Annotated in this window: 11 protein-coding genes and 1 rRNA gene; 7 read left to right on the top strand and 5 right to left on the bottom strand. The window is 73.0% G+C overall.

Translation table 11 applies throughout. The annotated features are described in order from the left end of the window. On the bottom strand, window positions 1-1,134 hold a 1,134-nt coding region (gene lhgO / locus G5C51_RS27855), incomplete at its 3' end, for an L-2-hydroxyglutarate oxidase (RefSeq protein WP_165240992.1). 132 nt (window positions 1,135-1,266) lie between these two features. Continuing rightward, the gene (locus G5C51_RS27850) at window positions 1,267-2,706 is read right to left on the bottom strand and encodes an NsdA family TPR-like regulatory protein (RefSeq protein ID WP_165240991.1); all 1,440 of its coding nucleotides are present in this window, start codon (window positions 2,704-2,706) and stop codon (window positions 1,267-1,269) included. A gap of 731 nt (window positions 2,707-3,437) precedes the next feature. Between G5C51_RS27850 and G5C51_RS27845 the strand changes: the two genes are divergently transcribed. Together G5C51_RS27845 and G5C51_RS27840 are read left to right on the top strand one after the other, a co-directional pair. Further along, window positions 3,438-5,594, top strand: coding sequence for an asparagine synthase-related protein (locus G5C51_RS27845; RefSeq protein ID WP_165240990.1), 2,157 nt, complete (start codon window positions 3,438-3,440; stop codon window positions 5,592-5,594). Window positions 5,595-5,631: 37 nt separating this feature from the next. Further along, complete coding sequence (locus G5C51_RS27840; RefSeq protein ID WP_165240989.1) at window positions 5,632-8,859, top strand: BTAD domain-containing putative transcriptional regulator; 3,228 nt, start codon at window positions 5,632-5,634, stop codon at window positions 8,857-8,859. Here the strand turns inward: G5C51_RS27840 and G5C51_RS27835 are convergent. Both G5C51_RS27835 and G5C51_RS27830 read right to left on the bottom strand, forming a co-directional pair. After that, window positions 8,846-10,747, bottom strand: a complete 1,902-nt coding sequence (locus G5C51_RS27835; protein WP_165240988.1) for a sigma-70 family RNA polymerase sigma factor — start codon at window positions 10,745-10,747, stop codon at window positions 8,846-8,848. The genes G5C51_RS27840 and G5C51_RS27835 overlap by 14 nt on opposite strands. 179 nt (window positions 10,748-10,926) lie before the next feature. Continuing rightward, a complete protein-coding gene (locus tag G5C51_RS27830; RefSeq protein WP_165240987.1) occupies window positions 10,927-11,679 on the bottom strand; it encodes a TetR/AcrR family transcriptional regulator in 753 nt (250 codons plus the stop codon). Between the two features lie 246 nt (window positions 11,680-11,925). Between G5C51_RS27830 and G5C51_RS27825 the strand changes: the two genes are divergently transcribed. The 3 genes from G5C51_RS27825 to G5C51_RS27815 all read left to right on the top strand — a co-directional run bounded on the left by G5C51_RS27825 (window position 11,926) and on the right by G5C51_RS27815 (window position 16,516). After that, the gene (locus G5C51_RS27825; RefSeq protein ID WP_165240986.1) at window positions 11,926-13,269 is read left to right on the top strand and encodes an FAD-dependent oxidoreductase; all 1,344 of its coding nucleotides are present in this window, start codon (window positions 11,926-11,928) and stop codon (window positions 13,267-13,269) included. A gap of 105 nt (window positions 13,270-13,374) precedes the next feature. After that, window positions 13,375-15,045: an ATP-binding SpoIIE family protein phosphatase gene (locus tag G5C51_RS27820; protein ID WP_165240985.1), complete on the top strand. Its 1,671-nt coding sequence runs from the start codon at window positions 13,375-13,377 to the stop codon at window positions 15,043-15,045. Between the two features lie 94 nt (window positions 15,046-15,139). Then, window positions 15,140-16,516 (top strand): uracil-xanthine permease family protein, encoded by a 1,377-nt coding sequence (locus G5C51_RS27815; RefSeq protein WP_165240984.1) that lies wholly within the window; start codon window positions 15,140-15,142, stop codon window positions 16,514-16,516. A gap of 17 nt (window positions 16,517-16,533) precedes the next feature. Here the strand turns inward: G5C51_RS27815 and G5C51_RS27810 are convergent, their stop codons facing one another. After that, window positions 16,534-17,859, bottom strand: a complete 1,326-nt coding sequence (locus G5C51_RS27810) for an MFS transporter (protein WP_165240983.1) — start codon at window positions 17,857-17,859, stop codon at window positions 16,534-16,536. 104 nt (window positions 17,860-17,963) lie between these two features. Here G5C51_RS27810 and G5C51_RS27805 point away from each other — a divergent pair, with 104 nt between their 5' ends. Together G5C51_RS27805 and G5C51_RS27800 are read left to right on the top strand one after the other, a co-directional pair. Next, window positions 17,964-18,461 (top strand): MarR family winged helix-turn-helix transcriptional regulator, encoded by a 498-nt coding sequence (locus G5C51_RS27805; protein WP_165240982.1) that lies wholly within the window; start codon window positions 17,964-17,966, stop codon window positions 18,459-18,461. Window positions 18,462-18,973: 512 nt separating this feature from the next. Next, a 16S ribosomal RNA gene (locus G5C51_RS27800) occupies window positions 18,974-19,098 on the top strand; the annotation flags it as partial.

The raw sequence follows: 19,098 nt of genomic DNA, 5'->3' as shown, positions 1-19,098 counted from the left end.
CACATGGATCGTGCGCGGCCCCGACGCGAAGAGGAAATCGTCCACCAGCGTCCCGTCCGGCAGCACCGCCTGGGCCCGTACGCCCGCCTCCGCCGGAACCAGCTCCGAAGCGGAAACCCCCGGCAGCAACCGCTGCACCGCCTCCACAAAAGCCGGCTTCGACAGCGAATGACGGATCTCCGAAGCGCCATACCGCCAATGACGACGGGCTATCCGCCACGCCCCCGGATACGCCAGCGTCTCCGCCAGATCGCGCACCCGCACCCGACCCCAGGCATACCCCTCCCGAGCCAGCGCCGGCACCGCATTCGGCCCGATGTGCACGCCCCCGTCGATGCCCCGGGTCAGATGCACCCCGAGGAATGGGAACGCCGGATCAGGCACCGGATACACCAGCCCACGCACCATGTCGCGGGCCTCGGCGGCCAGCTCGTAGTACTCCCCCCGGAACGGCACGATCCGCATCCCCGGCGCATCCCCCGCCAGCCGCGCCACCCGGTCGCAGTGCAGTCCCGCGCAGTTGACCAGCGCCTTCGCCCGCACCACACCTCCGTCGGCGGTACGGACCGCGACCCCCTCCGCCGCCCGCCGCGCGATCATCCGCACCTCGCCCGCCGCCCCCAGCCGCACCTCGGCGCCGGCGTCCACCGCCAGCTCCGCCAGCCGCCGCGTCACCGCCGGGAAGTCGCACACGCCCGTCGTCGCGACGTGGATTGCCGCCAGGCCCGCGACCTCCGGCTCGTGCTCCGCGATCTGGGCGGGGCCGAGCTCGTGCACCGGGATGCCGTTCTCCCGGCCGCGCTGGGCCAGGGCGTGCAGGCGGGGGAGCTCGGCGCGGTCGGTGGCGACGATGAGCTTGCCGGTGACTTCATGCGGCAGGTCCTGCTCGGCGCAGAACTTCACCATCTCCGTGGCGCCCTGCACCGCATAGCGGGCCTTCAGCGAACCCGGGCGGTAGTAGATGCCGCTGTGGATCACGCCGCTGTTGTGCCCGGTCTGGTGGCGCCCGACGTCCGGCTCCTTGTCCAGGACGACGACGCGGGTGCCGGGCGCGGCGCGGGTCAGCGCATACGCCGTGGACAGCCCCACGATCCCGGCGCCGATGACCAGCACCTCACAGTCGTACGCCATCAGCACCTCCCAGTCGCCGGACGCCTCACCGATCCGTCCGCATCGTCGATCCGGACGCATCACCGATGATGCCTTGGCCCACTGACAGCGCCCTCAAACCAAAGCCCCGGGCCAGACCCGTAAAACCAGCAAAACCTACGCCGGCGCCACCAGCAGCGGCCGCGCCCGCTCCCGCAGCTCAGCCACCTTCGGCTCGTTCCCGTACGGCTCCATCCGGTGCAGCAGATCCCGTACGTACTCCGTCGTCCGCGCCGACGAGATCCGCCCGGCGACCTCCACCGCCCGCACCCCGGCCGCGCAGGCCGCGTCCAGATTCCCCGACTCCAGCTCCGCCACCGCCGAGACCACCAGCCGCAGGCCGTGCGAGCGGACGAAGGCCTCCGTCGGCCGCGACAGCGCCTGCTCCGTAAAGCGGCGCACCTGCCGCGGGGCCTTCAGGTCGCGATAGCACTCGGCCGCGTCCGCGGCGAGCCGGTCGTACGTGAAGAAGTCCAGCCAGTCCGGGTCCTGGTCGCCGTCCCTGGCCCGCTCCAGCCAGCCCTCCGCCGCCGACAGCGCCGCGCCGCACGCCGCACCGTCGCCCGCCCGCGCCTGCGCCCGCGCCTCCACCAGGTGGAAGAAGCTCATCGTGCGCGCCGTGGCCAGGCCGCGATTGCGCTCCAGTGCCGCCTGCGCGAGGTCGACACCCTCGTCGCCGTAGCCGCGATAGGTCGCCTGCAGCGACATCGACGCCAGTACGTACCCGCCGAGCGGCACGTCCGCCGCCGCCCGCGCCAGCCGCAGCGCCTGGATGTAATAGCGTTGCGCCGCCTCCTGCTGGCCCGTATCGAAGGCCATCCACCCGGCGAGGCGGGTGAGTTCGGCCGTGGCGCCGAACAGCGAACGCCCCACGTCATCGCTGTACGAGCCGAGCAGCAGCGGCGCCGCGTCCACCCGCAGGCACTCGGGCACCATCGACGCGCGCCAGTCGCCGCCGCCGTACTTGGAGTCCCAGCGCCGCGCCTCCTCCGCCGCCTCGCGGAGCTTGACGACATCGCTGTGGCCGACGTGCATCCGGGAGCCGTCGGCGGGATCCGGCGGGCGCGGCTCGCGCGCCACCGAGCTGTCGGCGGGCGTTATCAGCCACCTGGAAGCCGGCGTCGCATACGCGCTGACGGCGAAGGATCCGGCCAGCGACTGCCAGATGCCGCCGCCCGCGCGCCGCCCGGCGAGATCGAGGCGGTAGAGCTCCGTGGCGGAGCGCACCGCCGCCCCGATGTCGCGCGGGAAGGCGAGGCCGACCTCGGGCGCCGGGTCGGAGTCGGCGAGGCCGATCTCGTGGAGCGGGACGGGGCGTCCCAGCTTGCTGCCGATCGCGGCCGCGATGAGATGCGGCGCCGCGCCCTGCGGGATCATCCCCTTGGTGACCCAGCGGGCGACCGACGTCTTGTCGTAACGCAAGGTCAGGCCGCGTTGCGCGCCTAAGTCGTTGACACGGCGGGCCAAGCCGGCATTGCTGATGCCGGCGAGGGCGAGAAGGGCGCCGAGCTTCTCATTTGGTCCGCGCGGCTCTCTGGCGGGAACGTTCGTACCCATGCGCACCCCTCGACCGCTGACGACGGGCCCTGCCCACTTCTTCGCAAGGAATTCCCCCTTTGGAAACTTCCTCTGGCAGGGCACACGTACACACAGCGTAGTTCGGTACATCCCGACCGTTAAGAGGAGTCGTTCCGGATGGCGGGATCGAGGCGGGAGTCAAGCCGGTCCGGCAGCGTGCCGGACACGCACATGTGTACGTGCTCCTGGCCTGTGTGGCCGTGCGCCCCGACGTGCGCTCTGCACGGAGTTGACGGCTCGCGGTTGCATGGCGGTGCGTGGGTCGGTCCACTGCTGGTGGGCCGGGGGATGCCGCCGGCCTATTCCCCGCGGACGGCGGAACGGTCCGGGAGGCAGCTGTCCGATGGGAATCGCTTCCCGGGCCGCAGCATGCCCGGCGCAGGGTCCCTTCATGTGCGCGGAGTTGGCTGAATAGTGCCGTAATGCTCCCATGATCCTGAGGTCATCCCGCCGCGCCACCGCCCGGCCGCGGCCCCACCCCCGGCGCGGAACCGCCGTGAGAACTCCCGCGGAACTCGCCGTCTAAGAGCGTCACAGTCGCTCAAATGCGCCCCCTTCGTGGCAGCATGGTGCCTGCGAAGCGGCAGTTGTCCATCGCTGCACGCCAGTTGGCTGGTGCAAAGCTGCTCCACGCGCGCCTTGGTTGTGCGCCGGGGGCGTGCTGATGCGGGATGGCTGCTGCCCATTGTCCACAGGCTGTGGAGGCGCGGATGCGGTGGTTGGTCGGGTGGAGCTCGGTCGGGTGGGGCGCTGCCGCCGGGCCGTCGTTCCTCGACGACTCCGCGCATTACGACCTCCGGCCCGTCGGCGCCCAGCAGCTGTGGGACGGACCCGACCCGCTGTGGGCCGTCGGCGACTGGCGGCCCGACGAGGTGCGGGTGATCCAGGTGGAGCCCGGCACCCGGCTCGCCGTCTTCGGCTCCTGCGGGGCCAGCGACGACGAGCTGCGCGTCGGCCTCTTCGCCGCCCGCGGCGGCGCCGTCCGCCACCTCACCGCCTGGCCCGGCAGCTACACCGCCGTCGCCCAGACCGGCCGTCGCCTCACCGTCCTCGGCGACCTGGCCGGCGCCCGCCCCGTCTTCCACACCCCGTGGGAGGGCGGCACCGCGTACGCCACCGCGGCCCTCCCGCTCGCCGACCTCGTCGAGGCCCAGCTCGACGTCGGCCACCTCGCCGCCCAACTCGCCTGCCCCGACTCGCCCGAAGCCCTCGGCGATCGCACCCCGTACGCCGGCGTCCACCGCCTCCCGCCGGGCCACGCGCTCACCCTCCGCGAGGGCGCGAAGCAGATCACCGGTTACGAGCCCCGCGCCTCCCTCGCCGTAGCCGCCCCCGCCGTGGACGCCGACGCGGCCGTCACGCGCGTACGGGAGGCCCTGGTCGCGGCCGTACGGGCCCGTCTTGCCGCCCCGCGGCACGCGCCTGAGGCCGAACCCGGGCTCGACCCGGGGCCGATCCCGGGCATGGGCCCCTTCGAGCGGCGCGCGCTGCGCGGCCCCGCGCCAGGCCTCGGCGCCGACCTGTCCGGCGGCAGCGCCTCCGGCACCCTCGCGCTGCTCGCGGCCGGGCTGCCCGGGGTGCCGGGGACGCCGACCGGGCTCGGGCAGGGCGGCGAGCGGCTGCTCGCCGTGACGTTCAACGACCTCGCCGTCTCCGGTACGAGCGCGGGCCCGGCCCGCGAGGCGGAGCTGGAGCGGGCGCGCGACCTGGCGTCCAATCCGCGGCTGCGGCATGTGGTCGTAGCGGCGGGGGAGGACGCGCTGCCCTTCGCCGACCTGGACGCCGGGCCGCTGACGGACGAGCCGGGGCCCTCGCTGGTGATGGCCGCGCGGCACCGCAGACGGCTGACGTCCGGGAGCGCGGACCACCTGGTCGGGCACGGCGCCCGGGAGGTGCTGGACGCGCATCCGGCACGGCTCGCCGACCTGTTGATGGACCGGCAGCGGCGGCATCTGCTGCGGCCGGTGACGGCGCTCGCGCGCTCGCAGGGCTCGGCGCGCTCTGTGCTGGTGCCGTTCACGGTCTACCGGGCGGCGCGGCGGCTGGCCCGTACCCCGTACCGGGAAGGCCTGGAGGCCGCCGCCGACCTGCTGCTCGACGACCCGGCCGAGCTGATGGGCGCGGGCCCCGACGCGGTGCAGGCGTCCCTCGCCGCGCTGGCCTGGTGCCGGCCGGGCCCCGCGGCGCGGTGGCTGACGGGGGAGGCCCTCGCAGAAGTATCGGTTCGCCTGCGCGCCGCCGCCGAAACCGGCACCCCGGAGGGCGCGGGCCGCCCCGGCGAGCGGCGGGCCGCGGCCGCGCTGGCCCGGCAGGCCGCGGACGCGCGGGTGCTGGAGCAGGCCGCGGAGGTGCGCAGCCAGCGGCTGCACGCGCCGTTCCTCGACAATCAGGTCGTACGGGCCTGCCGCGACCTGCCCGAGGCGCTGCGGGTACGGCCCGGGGCGCGGGCCGCCGTGCTGCGGGCGGTGCTGGAGGGCGCCGGGATCCGGGAGCTGCCCGTCGGGTGGGGCGCCGGCGGCGCCGCCGCGCAGGGCTCCGCGCTGCGGATCGGGCTGCGGAGTTCCGTGGACCAGCTCGTCGCGCTCTTCGACCGGCCGCTGCTGGGGGACGCGGGTCTGGTCGAGCCACGGGTCGTACGAAAGGCGATCGTTGCCGCGGCGAAGGCGGGCGCGGACGTAACGGAGGAAGGCGCCGGCGGTCGGGACGCCGAGACCGCCCTCACCGGCCTCGCCGAGATCGTCGGCACGGAGGTATGGCTGCGCAAGCTCCTCTCCCGCCGCGGCTCCTGCTGGACCGGCGCGGACGCACCGACCGAGCGGCGCGCGGTCGCCGAGGGCGTACCGCGGAGGCTCACGTCGCTGCCCTAGAAGCGGATAGCCACCACGACCGGCGACAATGATCAGCGTGCGGTACAGCATCCTCGGTCCCACCGAAGCCCGTGACGCCGACGGCGACCCGATCGCCCTCGGGCCGCGGCTGCGTGCGCTGCTCGCGGCGCTGGCGCTGCGCGCCGACCGCGGGCAGCCGGTGTCCGTGGATCTGCTCATCACCGAGATCTGGCCCGAAGGCGACGAGCCCGCCGACGCCCCCGCCGCCCTCCAGGCGCTGGTGGGACGCCTGCGCCGGGCCATCGGCCGGGACGCCGTCGACTCGTCCCCGGGCGGCTACCGGCTCGCCGCCGACCCCGACGACATCGACCTGCACCGCTTCGAACGCCTCGCCGCCGAAGGCGCGCATGCCCTCGACCGCGGCACCCCGGAGTCCGCCGCCGGGCTGCTGCGCGAGGCGCTCGGCCTCTGGCGCGGGGAGGCGGTCGCCGACCTGCCGGACCGCGAGAGCCTGGCCGCCCGGCCCAACGCCACCCGGCTGACCGCGCTGCACGGCCGCATCGACGCCGACCTGGCCCTCGGCCGCGGGGCCGAGCTCGTACCGGAGCTGCGCGAGGCGGTGGCCGAGCAGCCGCTCGACGAGCGCTTCCACGCCCAGCTGATCCGCGCGCTGCGCGCCGCCGGGCGGCCGGCCGACGCGCTCGCCGCGTACGAGGACGCACGAAGCACGCTCGCCGAGCGGCTCGGCGCCGATCCCGGGCCCGAACTCCGTACCCTGCACGGGGAATTGCTGACCGGGGCGCCCGAGCCGTCGCCGGCAGCCGCGCCCCCCGGCAACCTCCGCACCCGCCTCACCAGCTTCGTCGGCCGCGACTCCGACCTCGCCACCCTCCGCGCCGACCTCGCCGCCCACCGCCTCGTGACGCTCACAGGGCCCGGCGGCTCCGGCAAGACCCGCCTCTCCGAAGAGGCCGCCGCGGCCGCCGATTCGTACCCCGACGGCGTCTGGCTCGCCGAACTGGCCCCGCTGGACCACGCCGCCGCCGTCCCCGGCGCCGTCCTCAGCGCCCTCGGCCGCCGCGAGACGACCGTGCTGACCACCGGGCTCGAGGCGCGCGCCGGGCTGCGCGACGAGGGCGCGCCCGACGACCTCGCCCGCCTCGTCGAGCACTGCGCCCACCGCAGGCTGCTGCTCGTCCTCGACAACTGCGAGCACGTCATCGACGCCGCCGCCACCCTCGCCGAGACCCTCCTCGCCCGCTGCCCGGACGTCACGATCCTCGCCACCAGCCGCGAGCCGCTGGGCGTGCCGGGGGAGAGCGTACGGCCCGTCGAGCCGCTGCGGCCCGCCTTCGCGCACCGGCTGTTCGCCGAGCGGGCGGCGGCGGTACGGCCCGGGTTCGACCCGCACGAAGACCCGGAGGCGGTCGCCGAGATCTGCCGCCGCCTCGACGGCCTGCCGCTCGCCATCGAACTCGCCGCCGCCCGGCTGCGGCTGCTCACCCCGCGCGAGATCGCCGACCGCCTCGACGACCGCTTCCGGCTGCTGACCAGCGGCAGCCGCACCGTACTGCCGCGGCAGCAGACGCTCCGCGCGGTCGTCGACTGGTCCTGGGACCTGCTCGACGACGGCGAGCGCGGCGTGCTCGCGGACGTCGGCGTCTTCGCCGGCGGCTGGACCCTGGAGGCGGCGGAGGCGGTGTGCGAAGGCGGCTCCGGGCAGGTACTCGACCTCCTCGCCGCCCTCGTCGACAAGTCCCTCGTCGTCGCCGACCCGTCCCCGGCCGGCGGCATGCGCTACCGGCTCCTGGAGACCATCCACGAGTACGCCGACGAGCGCGCCGCCGAGCACCCCGACCGCCGCGCCGCCACCCGCGCCCGGCACACCGCCCACTACCTCACCTTCGCCCACGGTGCCGAGCCCCGGCTGCGCGGGCCCGCGCAGCTGCAGTGGTTCCCCCTGGTCGAGGCAGAGGCCGACAACTTCCGCGCGGTGCTGCAGCGTTCCCTCGACGCCGGCGACGAGGACACCCTCATCGCGCTGATCTCCGACCTCGGCTGGTTCTGGTGGCTGCGCGACTACCGCGAGGAGGGGGTGCAGTGGATCAAGCAGGTCACCGACCGCTGGCCGCTCCCCGACACCGACGAAGACCCCCGCTTCTGGGACCGCATCGAGCCGCGCATGCTCGCCTTCTTCCTCCGCGCCGAGCGCGTCTCGGCCGTCGAGCTGAAGCGCCCCGAGGTGCTGGCGCTGGCGAACCGCTGCCGGGCGGCGTACGAGCGGCCGGGCCCGCACGGCGCCCGCTTCCCCGGCGTGCTGTGGCCCTTCACCGGCTACTACACCGAGGGCCCGCAGAAGGTCCTCTCGTACATGGACGAAGCCATCGCCAACTGCCGCACCTACGGCGACGACTGGGCGCTCGCCGTGCTGCTGATGTTCCGCATGCACAGCCTCATCGACGTCCCCGGCGGCACCCCGCGCGCCCACGCCGGGTGGGACGAGCTGGAGGAGGTCGCGCGCCGCGTCGGCGACCGCTGGATCCTCGCCCAGCTCGCGGGCGCCCGCGGCGAACTGGCCACGAACAGCGCCCGCACCGCCGACGCCCACGCCGCGTACGAGGAGGCGATCGCGCTCTGCCAGGAGCTCGACGCCCGTACCGAACTGCCCTTCCTGCGCGCCCGCCTCGCCGAGGTCGGCTACCGCACCGGGGACCTCGACGAGGCCGAGCGGCTGATCACCGCGGCCCGCGAGGAGGCCGAGCGCTACAGCGTGCCGGACGCCGCCGTATACGCCGAGGCGCTGCAGGGATACGTCGAGCTGGCCCGCGGCCGCCCGGAGCGGGCGCGGACGTCGCTCGCGGCAGCCCGGCAGGGCTCGCTCCAGGGGACGCCGCCGCCCTTCTTCGGGATCATGCTGGACAGCATCGGCGCCCGTATCGCCGCCGCGGAAGGCGATCCGGTGACGGGCCTGCGCGAGCAGACGGCGGCGCTGCGGTCGGCGTACGAGCAGCAGTGCACGGAGTGGCTGCAGGCCGTACTGGCGGAGGCGGCGGCGCCGATGCTGGTGGCGCTCGGGGAGCACGCGGCCGCGGCCCGGGTGGCCGGCGCGGTCGCGGCCTGGCACCCGGAGGTGCCGCGCGCGGCCGCCGACCGGCGCGACCTCGAGGCCGCCGAACGCGCCTGCCGGGACGCGCTCGGCGATACGGACCACGAGCGGGAACGGGCGGCGGGCGCACGGCTGTCGGTGACGGACGTCATCGCCCTGCTGGAGAAGACCACTCCGGAGCGGCTCAGCGACAGCTGAGCCGGGACTGCGCCCAGTCCGCCACCACGCCGTGGTTGCCGTGGTGCACCGGCTCCACCACCAGCTTCAGCTCCTTCTCCTTGCCGGTCATCGCGACCCGTACCGGCACCGCGGGCTTGCCCGCCTCGACCACGTCCGACTGCCACAGCCGGCGGCCGTCGCCGTACACGCTGAAGCGGACCTTTCCGTAGCCCGTCATCATGTCGTCGATGCCGGCCATCGCGGAGAAGGATGTGCAGGACCGGTTCAGCCGGATGTTGACCTCCGAGCGGGCGTGCACGGTGAGGCCGTCGCTGTAGTGCGTGCCGCCGATGTTGAGGCCCTGGCGCTGCCACCAGAAGCCGCTGCGGCGGATCATGATCTCCGGCCCGTCGCCGTCGCCGAAGACGTCCGAGTTCAGCTGGCTCAGCCGGTAACCGTCGGGGGCGGGCGGCGGCTTGGGCGCGGGCGGCTTCGGCGCCGGCTTCTCGGGCGGCGGCTTAGGGGAGGGCGGCTTCGGCTTGGGAGCGGGCGCTTCGGGCTTCGGCTTGGGCTTCGGCTTCGGCGGGTCCGGCTCGGCCTGCGCCGCGGCGGGCGGCTCGGGCTTCGGCTTCGGCTTGGGCTGCGGCGGATCCGGCTGTACGGGAGCCGAGGCCGGCGGCTGCTTCGCCTTCGGCTTGGGCTCCGGCTTCTCGTCATTGGAGAGGGTGAGCGCCAGCGCCGTGGCGGTCGCGGCGACCACCACGCCAGCGGCGATCGCGGCTTTCGCGGGCGCGCCGAGCCCCTCGGACGCGGCCGCGCCACCGGCGGCGGAACCGCCGGCCGACGACCCGGCACCACCGGCGGCGGCCGCACCGCCCGCCGCGGCACCCGCGCCCGCCACGCCCGCGCCCGCCGCGAAGCCGGCGGCCTTGACGGCCGTACCGGCGGCGAACCAGCCGATGACCGCGACCGGCAGCAGCGCGCGCAGCCGGGCGTTCACATCGGCCACCTCGGCGGCGGCGACCTGGCACTTCGCGCAGTCCTCGAGGTGCTTGCGCAAGCCCCGCTCGGCGCGCATCCGCAGACCGCCGCGGGCATACGCGCCGAGCCGGTCGGCATAGCGGGCGCAGTCGCCGCCGCGGGTGAGGGAGGTGGAGACGTGCGCCTGCAGATACGCCTGCTTGAGACCCTCGCGGGCACGATGGGCGAGCACGGCGGTGGCATTGGCGGTCAGGCCGAGCAGCGGCGCGACGTCGCTCGGCGACTCGTCCTCGACCGTGGTGTGCCACAGCACGGTCTGCCAGCGCTCCGGCAGCGAGCGGAAGGCCTGCACGGCCATGGTCTGCTCGGCCTCGTGCATCGCGCGCACGTCCGCGCCGAGATCGAGGGTGTCCTGGTCGACGGTGGGGCGGGAGGCCTGGGTCGCGAAGGCCGCGAAGTCCTCGACGAGGTGCTCGCGCTTGGCGGAGTTGGTCCAGGCGGCGGCGACCCGACGGACGGTAGTCAGCAGATAGGCCCGTACGGCCGTCTCCGGGCCCGCGCCGCCGCGCACCGCCTGCAGGGTGCGGGCGAAGACCTCGGCGGTGAGGTCGTCGGCGGTGTCATTGTCGCGGCAGCAGGTGCGCGCGTAGCGGCGGACGGCCTCGGCGTGCCGGCGGTAGAGCTCCTCGTACGCCTCGTCGCCCTCCGCGGCGCCGGCCCGCATCCGCTCGACGAGGTCGGTGTCGGACGGCTCGGCGACGGTGACGCCCTTGACGTGCCGCCCGCGCTGCCGGGGCACACCGGCGTCGGAGCCGTCGCTCACGTCCGGCCCCGTGCCCTCCGGCCCGGCACGCTCCGGGCCTGATGCCTGCCGGGGCACCTGCGGGGGAGGCGCCCCGTCGGCCGCGCCTGCCGGCCGACGGTCGTCCTGATCCTCAACTGCCATTAACCGCAGCCCCCGTTGACACTCTCGCTACCGAACACCGGCAGAGCGTGTCACATAAGGCGAGAGCCGCAAGCCAGGGGGCGCGTCAACCACTCGTCCGGGGAATCTTCTGAACATCCCGTACTAGCGGTCACCCGAACGGGGTAGTTTCATCGAATTGTCGTACGGGGCTGTGCGGCTCAAGGCCGCAGGCCGTCCAGCAGAATGTCCAGCAGCCGCGAGGAAGCCGCCGCCTGCTGCGCCGCGTCCGGCAGCGCGGGCGCCGCGGTGGCTATCACCAGCAGCACATCCCCGACGGTGACTTCCGCCTTCAGCTCGCCGGCCTGCCGCGCCCGGTCCACCAGCTCGTTCACGACCCCGAGCAGCTCGGCCGCGCCGGTGCGCTCCCAGTCGGACTCCTCCGCCGGGCCGCCCTGCTGCGGCACCCGGACCTCGCCGTCATAGCCGACCCGCTGCTGCGGGACCCGCGGCTCGTCGAGGTCGGCCCGGTCGGCCTGCGCGGCATCCACGCCGACCCGCAGCACCTGCGGCGGCAGCAGCCGCCCGGCACCGGAGGCCACCGAGCCGCGCAGAAAGCGCTCCAGCGCCGACCACGCCTCGTCCTCCTGCGCCAGCGCCGCCCGTGCCTGGTCGGTCAGCCGCGCCGTCTCTTCCTCGGCGATCCGCCGGACCAGCACCTCTTTGCTGGGGAAGCGGCGATAGACCGTCCCCACGCCGACGCGCGCGCGGCGCGCCACGTCCTCCATCGGGGCCCCGTAGCCGAGCTCGCCGAAGACCTCGCGGGCCGCCCGCAGCACATGCTCCAGATTCCGCTGCGCGTCGACGCGCAGTGATGGACGCCCGTTCCCCTCTGCCGTCCGATCGACTCCGGCCGCGGCTCCCGCGGCGGGCTCTGTCGCGCTCGCGAGCAGAGGGTTGCCTTGAATACGCATACGCATTCCCCCGGTTATCTGCGTCTCCCCCCGGAGACTCCCCACCCTTCGCCTGCTGGTGCCAGCGGGACCGCCCCTGACACTTTGCAGCCATACGAACATAGTTCAGTGACGGTCAAGAGAGAAGGGGGCCTGGGGAGGAGTTCGTGCCGGGCGCTGTCCACAAATCCAGTGCGTGCCTGTGGACAAGCCGGGGGGTGACGGTGGTTGATGGGAGGCTGAGCCCCGTCGGCGAGGAGGTCCATTGTGAGTGATCCGGCGCGCATTCTGATCATCGGCGGCGGCTATGTGGGGATGTATACGGCGCTGCGGCTCCAGCGCCTGCTGAAGCCGGCCGAGGCGGAGATCACCGTCGTCGGCCCCGACCCGTACATGACCTACCAGCCCTTCCTCCCCGAGGCCGCCGCGGGATCGATCTCGCCGCGCCATGTGGTGGTGCCGCTGCGCCGGGTGCTGCCGCGCTGCCGGGTCGTCGTCGGCGAGGCGAAGCGCGTCAGCCATGCCAAGCGGATCGCCGAGGTGGCCACGCTGGCGACCGTCGAGTCGGACGCCCCGCCGCTGGAGCTCGCCTACGACCATCTGGTGCTCGCGCCCGGCTCCATATCCCGGGTGCTGCCGATCCCCGGCCTCGCCGACCACGGCATCGGCTTCAAGTCCGTGGAAGAGGCCATCGGCCTGCGCAATCACGTCCTGGAGCAGCTCGACATCGCCGCCTCCACCCGCGATCCGGCGGTCCGGGAAGCGGCGCTCACCTTCGTCTTCGTCGGCGGCGGATACGCGGGAGTTGAGGCCCTCGCGGAGCTGGAGGACATGGCCCGCTATGCCACGCGGTACTACCACAACGTCCGCCCCGAGGAGATGAAGTGGATCCTGGTCGAGGCCAGCGACCGCATCCTCCCCGAAGTCGGCCCGACCCTCGGTGAGTACACGGTGCGCGAGCTGCGCCGCCGCGGCATCGACGTACGTCTGGAGACCCGGCTCGAAAGCTGCGAGGACCGCATGGTCCGGCTCAGCGACGGCAGCCGCATGCCGTCCCGCACCGTGGTCTGGACGGCCGGCGTCCGCCCGCATCCGGTGCTCGCCGCCAGTGACCTGCCCGTCGACGAGCGCTCCCGGCTGCGCTGCACCGCCGCGCTGCGCATCGAGGGTGAGGAGGCGGCGTGGTCGGCGGGCGACGCGGCGGCGGTCCCCGACATAACGAGCAAGGAGCCCGGCGCCCTCTGCGCCCCCAACGCGCAGCACGCCGTCCGCCAGGCCCGCGTCCTCGCCGGCAACATCGCCGCCACGCTGCGCGGCGAGCCCGTCAAGGACTACGCCCACTCGTACGCGGGATCGGTCGCGTCCCTCGGCCTGCACAAGGGGGTCGCGCACGTGTACGGACGCAAGGTCAAGGGCTATCCTGCGTGGCTCATGCACCGCGCGTACCACCTGAGCCGCGTGCCCACCTTCAACCGCAAGGCCCGGGTGCTGGCGGAATGGATCCTGTCCGGGCTCTTCAAGCGCGAGATCGTCTCGCTCGGCTCGCTCGAAAACCCCCGGGCCGAATTCGAACTCGCCACACACGCCGACCGGCGACCCGGCAAGGACTGAGGCCCGGCATGTGACCATGGTGTGCGCAGACCGCGCAGCCGACCGGGACCTCCGACCGGCACCTCCGACTGGCACCCTCTATTCGCAGACCTGGGACTGGCACGCTTGAACTTCACGCGCTGGAGCGCCCGGCTCCCCGGCACCCCGCGACGCGGCGGCTCCAACAGGGGCGCCGCGCGGGCGGACCGCGGCGGCGTGCCCCCGGCCCGCGGCGGCGCCTCCGCCGGCGGTTCCGCAGCGCCCGAGGCCGCCGAGGACACCGCACCCCAGACCCCGGCCCCGGAGGGCCTGTCGATCCACGACACCCTCGACGGCCTCCCGGCCCTCGTCGCCATCGTCCGCGGCCAGGACCACGAGGTGGCGTACGTCAACGAGGCCTACGCCGCGGTCTTCGGCCCCCGCACCCCTGGCGGCCTCGCCCGCGACGACCTCCCCGAGCTCGGCGAACTCGGCCTGCTGCCGCTCATGGACCAGGTGCTGCGCAGCGGCCGCCCGCGCACGGTGAAGTCCCGCCGGGTGCCCGCCGTGGACGGCCGGGCCGTGTACTACACCTTCACCTGCAGCCCGCTGCAGGTCGCCGAGACCGCCGGCGTCATGATCTTCGCCGCCGACGTCACCGACCAGGCCGAGACGGCCGAACGCCTCCGCGAAGGCGAGCGCCAGCAGCGCGAGGCCGCCGTCACCCTGCAGCGCAGCCTCCTCCCGCAGCGCCTGGAGCAGCCCGACGACCTCCGCGTCGCGGCCACGTATCAGCCCGGCGGCCTGGACGCGGCCGTCGGCGGCGACTGGTACGACGTCATCACCCTCGGCGCAGGCCGCACCGCCCTGGTCATCGGCGACGTGATGGGCCGCGGCGTCCGCGCCGCCGCCGTCATGGGCCAGCTGCGCACGGCCGTCCGCGCCTACGCCCGCCTTGACCTCCCGCCGCACGAGGTCCTCCAGCTCCTCGACGGCCTGGCGAGCGAGATCGACTCGAACCAGATCGCCACCTGCCTCTACGCCGTCCACGACCCCAACGAGGGCAAGCTCGTCCACGCCTCGGCAGGCCACCTCCCACTCCTGATCCGCGACCCGGACGGCACCGTCCACCGCACCGACGAGCCCACCGGACCGCCGCTCGGCACCGGCGGCTGGGTGCACACCTCCGGTACCCTCCCGCTCACCCCCGGCGCCACCGCCGTCCTCTATACGGACGGCCTGATCGAGCGCCGCGGCGAGGACATCGGCGACGGCCTCGTAGCCCTCGAGCAGGCCTTCGCCGGCGCCACCGGCAGCCCGCAGGTGATCTGCGACCGCCTCATCCGCGCCCTCGGCGTCACGGCCGAACACGACGACGACGTCGCCATCCTGGTCTTCCAGCACCCCGACCGATCCGGCGGCCCGGACGCGGAGCTCTTCCACAACGCCGCCCTCGACCTCCTCGGCGGCATCGAAGCCGCCCCCCGCGCCCGCGCCTTCGCCGACGGCGTCCTCACCAGCTGGCGCTTCCCGGCCGAACTCCGCGAACTGGGCGTCCTGGCCGCCAGCGAACTGGTCGCCAACTCCCTCCAGCACGGCACCCCACCCATGCGCCTGCGCCTCCGCCGTACGGACCGCCGCCTGATCATCGAGGTCACCGACGGCGACGACCACCTCCCGCGCCGCAAGCGCGCCGAGCCCGCGGACGAGACCGGACGCGGCATCTCGATCGTCGCCACCATCGCCTCCGCCTGGGGCTCCCGCCGCACACCGGGCGGCGGCAAAGCGGTGTGGTGCGAGTTCGCGCTGCCCGCGTAGCAGCCGGGGCCTACGATGACGACGATCATCGACGGCTTACGGGCCGCTGCCCTCTGGGGGACGACCCCCAGACCCCCGAAAAGGAATTCCCCCCATGAACCTAGGCGTCCGCTGGAAGCTGCACGGCGACGGCGGCACCCCCGCCCCCGGCGCCGTGGTCCGCCCCGACGAACGTCTCTCCTGGCCGCGCACGGCAGGCCTCGGCGCCCAGCACGTGGTGGCGATGTTCGGCGCATCGTTCGTAGCCCCGGTCCTGATGGGCCTGGACCCGAACCTCGCGATCATGATGTCCGGCGTCGCGACGATGATCTTCCTGCTCGCCACCCGCGGCCAGGTCCCCAGCTACCTCGGCTGCTCCCTCTCCTTCGTCGGCGTCGCCGCGGTCATCCGCGCGCAAGGCGGCTCGAGCGCCACGGTCACCGGCGCGGTCTTCGCGGTAGCGATCGCGCTCTTCCTGGCCGGCCTGGCGGTACGCACCTTCGGCGCCCGCATCATCCACGCCGCGATGCCCCCGATCGTGACGGGCGCGGTGGTGATGCTGATCGGCTTCAACCTGGCCCCGGTGACGGCCTCCACGTACTGGCCCCAGGACCAGTGGACCGCCCTCCTGGTGATGCTCTTCACCGGTTTGGCCGTGGTCTGCCTGCGCGGCTTCCTCTCCCGTATCGCGATCTTCCTCGGCCTGCTCTTCGGCTACGGCATCTCCTGGCTCTTCGACCGCGTCTTCGGCCGGATCCACTCGGCCGGCGCCGACGGCAAGGTCGCCGACCACTGGCGCCTGGACCTCTCCGCGGTCGGCAAGGCGGACTGGGTCGGCCTCCCGTCCTTCCACGCGCCGAGCTTCGAGTGGTCCGCGATCCTGGTGGCCCTCCCGGTCGTGATCGCCCTGATCGCGGAGAACGCCGGCCACGTCAAGGCAGTCGGCGAAATGATCGAACGCGACCTGGACGGCAAGCTCGGCACGGCCATCTCCGCGGACGGCGCGGCATCAATGCTCTCGACGGCCTTGGGCGGCCCACCGAACACCACGTACTCCGAGAACATCGGCGTGATGGCGGCGACGAGGGTCTACTCAACGGCGGCGTACTGGGCCGCCGCCTGCTTCGCCCTCCTCTTCGGCCTCTGCCCGAAGTTCGGCGCGATCGTGGCGGCCATCCCCGGCGGCGTCCTGGGCGGCATCACCGTCATCCTCTACGGCATGATCGGCCTGCTCGGCGCGCAAATCTGGATCAACGCGGGCGTCGACCTCCGCAACCCGCTCAACCTGGTCCCGGCCGCCGCCGGCATCATCATCGGCGTAGGCAACGTATCCCTGAAGATCAGCGAAAACTTCGAGCTCAGCGGCATCGCGCTCGGCACCCTGGTCGTCATCACCGGCTACCACGCACTGCGACTCCTGGCCCCTCCCCACCTGAAGGACCAGGAGCCGCTGCTGGACGAGGGCACCTCGCGTTACGACGCTGAGCGCTGACCCAGGCAGCGCGCCGATCAGACGACGGGCTCGGCCACCGGCTTCGCGACCGGCTCGGCCACCGGCTGCTCCACCGGCTGCTCCGACCCCGCCACGACCCGCGAAGCCGCCACCCGCGGGCAGTCCTGCACCGCGGTCAGCCGCCGCCCGAGCCGTAGTCCCATCACGGTGATCCCGAGCGAACAGACCACGAGCATCGAGATGTACGCCCCGTACGCCCCGGCACCCGCCATGACCCCGCCCACGGCCGGCCCGATCGCCAGCGCCATCTGCTTGACCAGCGCAAACGCGGCGTTGTACTGCCCGACAAGCCCACCCGGCGCCAGATCCGCGACCAGCGGCGCCACGGTCGGCGACAGCATCGCCTCCCCGAGTCCGAAGAGCGCGTAGGTGGAGATCAGCGCCGCGGTAGCCATCGCCTGACTCCCGGCAATCCACCCGGAAGCCGCGGCGAACAGCCAGGCTACGGTCCACACGACACCGACAGCGGCAATCACCCGGCTCCGCCGCCGCCGCTCGACGACCTTCAGCACGACGAACTGCGCAATGACGATCACCGCGGTGTTGGCGGCAAGCGCCATACCCAGCGTCGCGGGCTGAATCCGCGCCACCTCAATGGCAAAGGCGGAGAGCCCCGACTCGAACTGCCCGTAGCAGGCGAAGAACATCACGAACCCGAGCGCCGACAGCTGCACCATCGCCCGGTCCTTCAGCAGCACCTTCCACCGCTGCCCACTGCCGCCCGCACCCGGCACGGCGTCCTCGACCCTGGGCACCTGCGGCAGCCGCGCGGTGGCGACGACGGCCCCGAGGGTCACGAACATGACGGCCTCGATGCCGAAGAGCAGCACGAACGACGACGGCTCCGACTCATGCACCAGCAGCCCGCCGAGCAGCCCGCCGATGCCCATCCCCAGGTTGTTGAGGAAGAACTGGGTGGCGAACGCCCGCGACCGGGTCCCGGTGGTGGAACACCAGACGATCATCGTGGCGAGCGCCGGTTGAATGACCGCCATGCCGGCACCCAGCAGAGCGGTAGAGGCGAGCACGAGCGGCGCACTGCTGGACAGCCCGAGCGACAGCGACCCGAACCCGGCGACCACGGCACCGGTGATGGCGACCGGCATCGGCCCCCGCTGGTCGATCACCCGCCCGGTGAACGGCAACACGAACAGCGCGGCCAGCGCGAACCCGGCGAGCGCGATGCCCGCCGTGGTCGATCCCAGGTCCCGCACCTGCGACACGTACAAGAACGTGTACGGAACCGTGAAGCCGTTGCCGAACGCGCTCAGCGCATTGCCCATCTGCACGCGACGCAGTGCCGCGCTCATCGCCGTGGTCACACTCACCCCTTAAGACTTCGAAGGTAAATTTTGAAGCTTAAGAGTACACAGGGAAGGTCTTAGACGCGAACGCTTAGTGGGGCGGCCGTGCCATACTGCGCCCCATGGCAGAGCCCACCCTCGAAGAGCAGATCGCGATCTACCAGCGAGAGTTCGAAGCCCTCGACCCGCAGGTGGAGAAGGTCATCTCGGCGATCATCCGGCTCAGCCGCCGCCTCAACGTCGCCTACGACCGCCACCTCGCCGACCTGGGCATCAGCACCTCGGAGTGGCAGGTCCTGAAGGCCCTGGTGGTCTCGGGCAAGCCGTACCGCCTCAGCCCCGGCGAGCTCGCCAAGGAGCTCGGCCTGACGCCGGCCGCCATGACCCACCGCATCGACCGCATGGTCGCGGCCGACCTGGTCACCCGCGAGCGCGACGAGTCCAACCGCGTCCGCGTGATCGTCGGCCTTACGGACCTGGGCCGCGAGAAGTGGGAGGGCGGCATGCGGATGGGCACGAGCTTCGAGGAGGACCTGCTCGGCGAGCTGTCGGCGAAGCAGGTGGCGTCGCTGGGCGACATGCTGACGCTGCTCCTAGAGCGGGTCGAAGCCGCGGGTTGACACGGGCCCACTGGATCCGTAAAGTTCTTCGGGTTGCCACGGAGCCGGACGGCTCGGTGGGAGCACCTCAGCCGCCGTTAGGCGGCACCTCCACTACGACTGCAAGATCCCCGGACCGGGTCTATTTCGGCATGCCGAAAATACGATTCGAAGGCCCGATTAGGAGCCTCCAGGGAAATCCGCTAACGTAGTGACCACCGCCGAAGCGCAGAGCGAAAGCAAAGCGCCGAAGCATTCCCGCCGACCGGGAATCAGACACCGAAAGGTTCTGATAGAGTCGGAAACACGAAGGGAAGCGCCCGGAGGAAAGCCCGCGAGGGTGAGTACAAAGGAAGCGTCCGCTCCTTGAGAACTCAACAGCGTGCCAAAAGTCAACGCCAGATATGTTGATACCCCGTCTCTCTGAGACGAGGTTCCTTTGAAAGTCCATTCCTTCGGGGATGGCAATTACAGCGAGGACGCTGTGTCCGTCGGGCTTATTCCGCCCGGGCGGACCGCTCTTGCGTGAAGCATTCACGGAGAGTTTGATCCTGGCTCAGGACGAACGCTGGCGGCGTGCTTAACACATGCAAGTCGAACGATGAAGCCCTTCGGGGTGGATTAGTGGCGAACGGGTGAGTAACACGTGGGCAATCTG

The sequence above is a fragment of the Streptomyces coryli genome (assembly GCF_011044975.1).
Classification (GTDB): Bacteria; Actinomycetota; Actinomycetes; order Streptomycetales; family Streptomycetaceae; genus Streptomyces; species Streptomyces coryli.
This window is presented reverse-complemented; position numbering and strand designations above follow the sequence as displayed.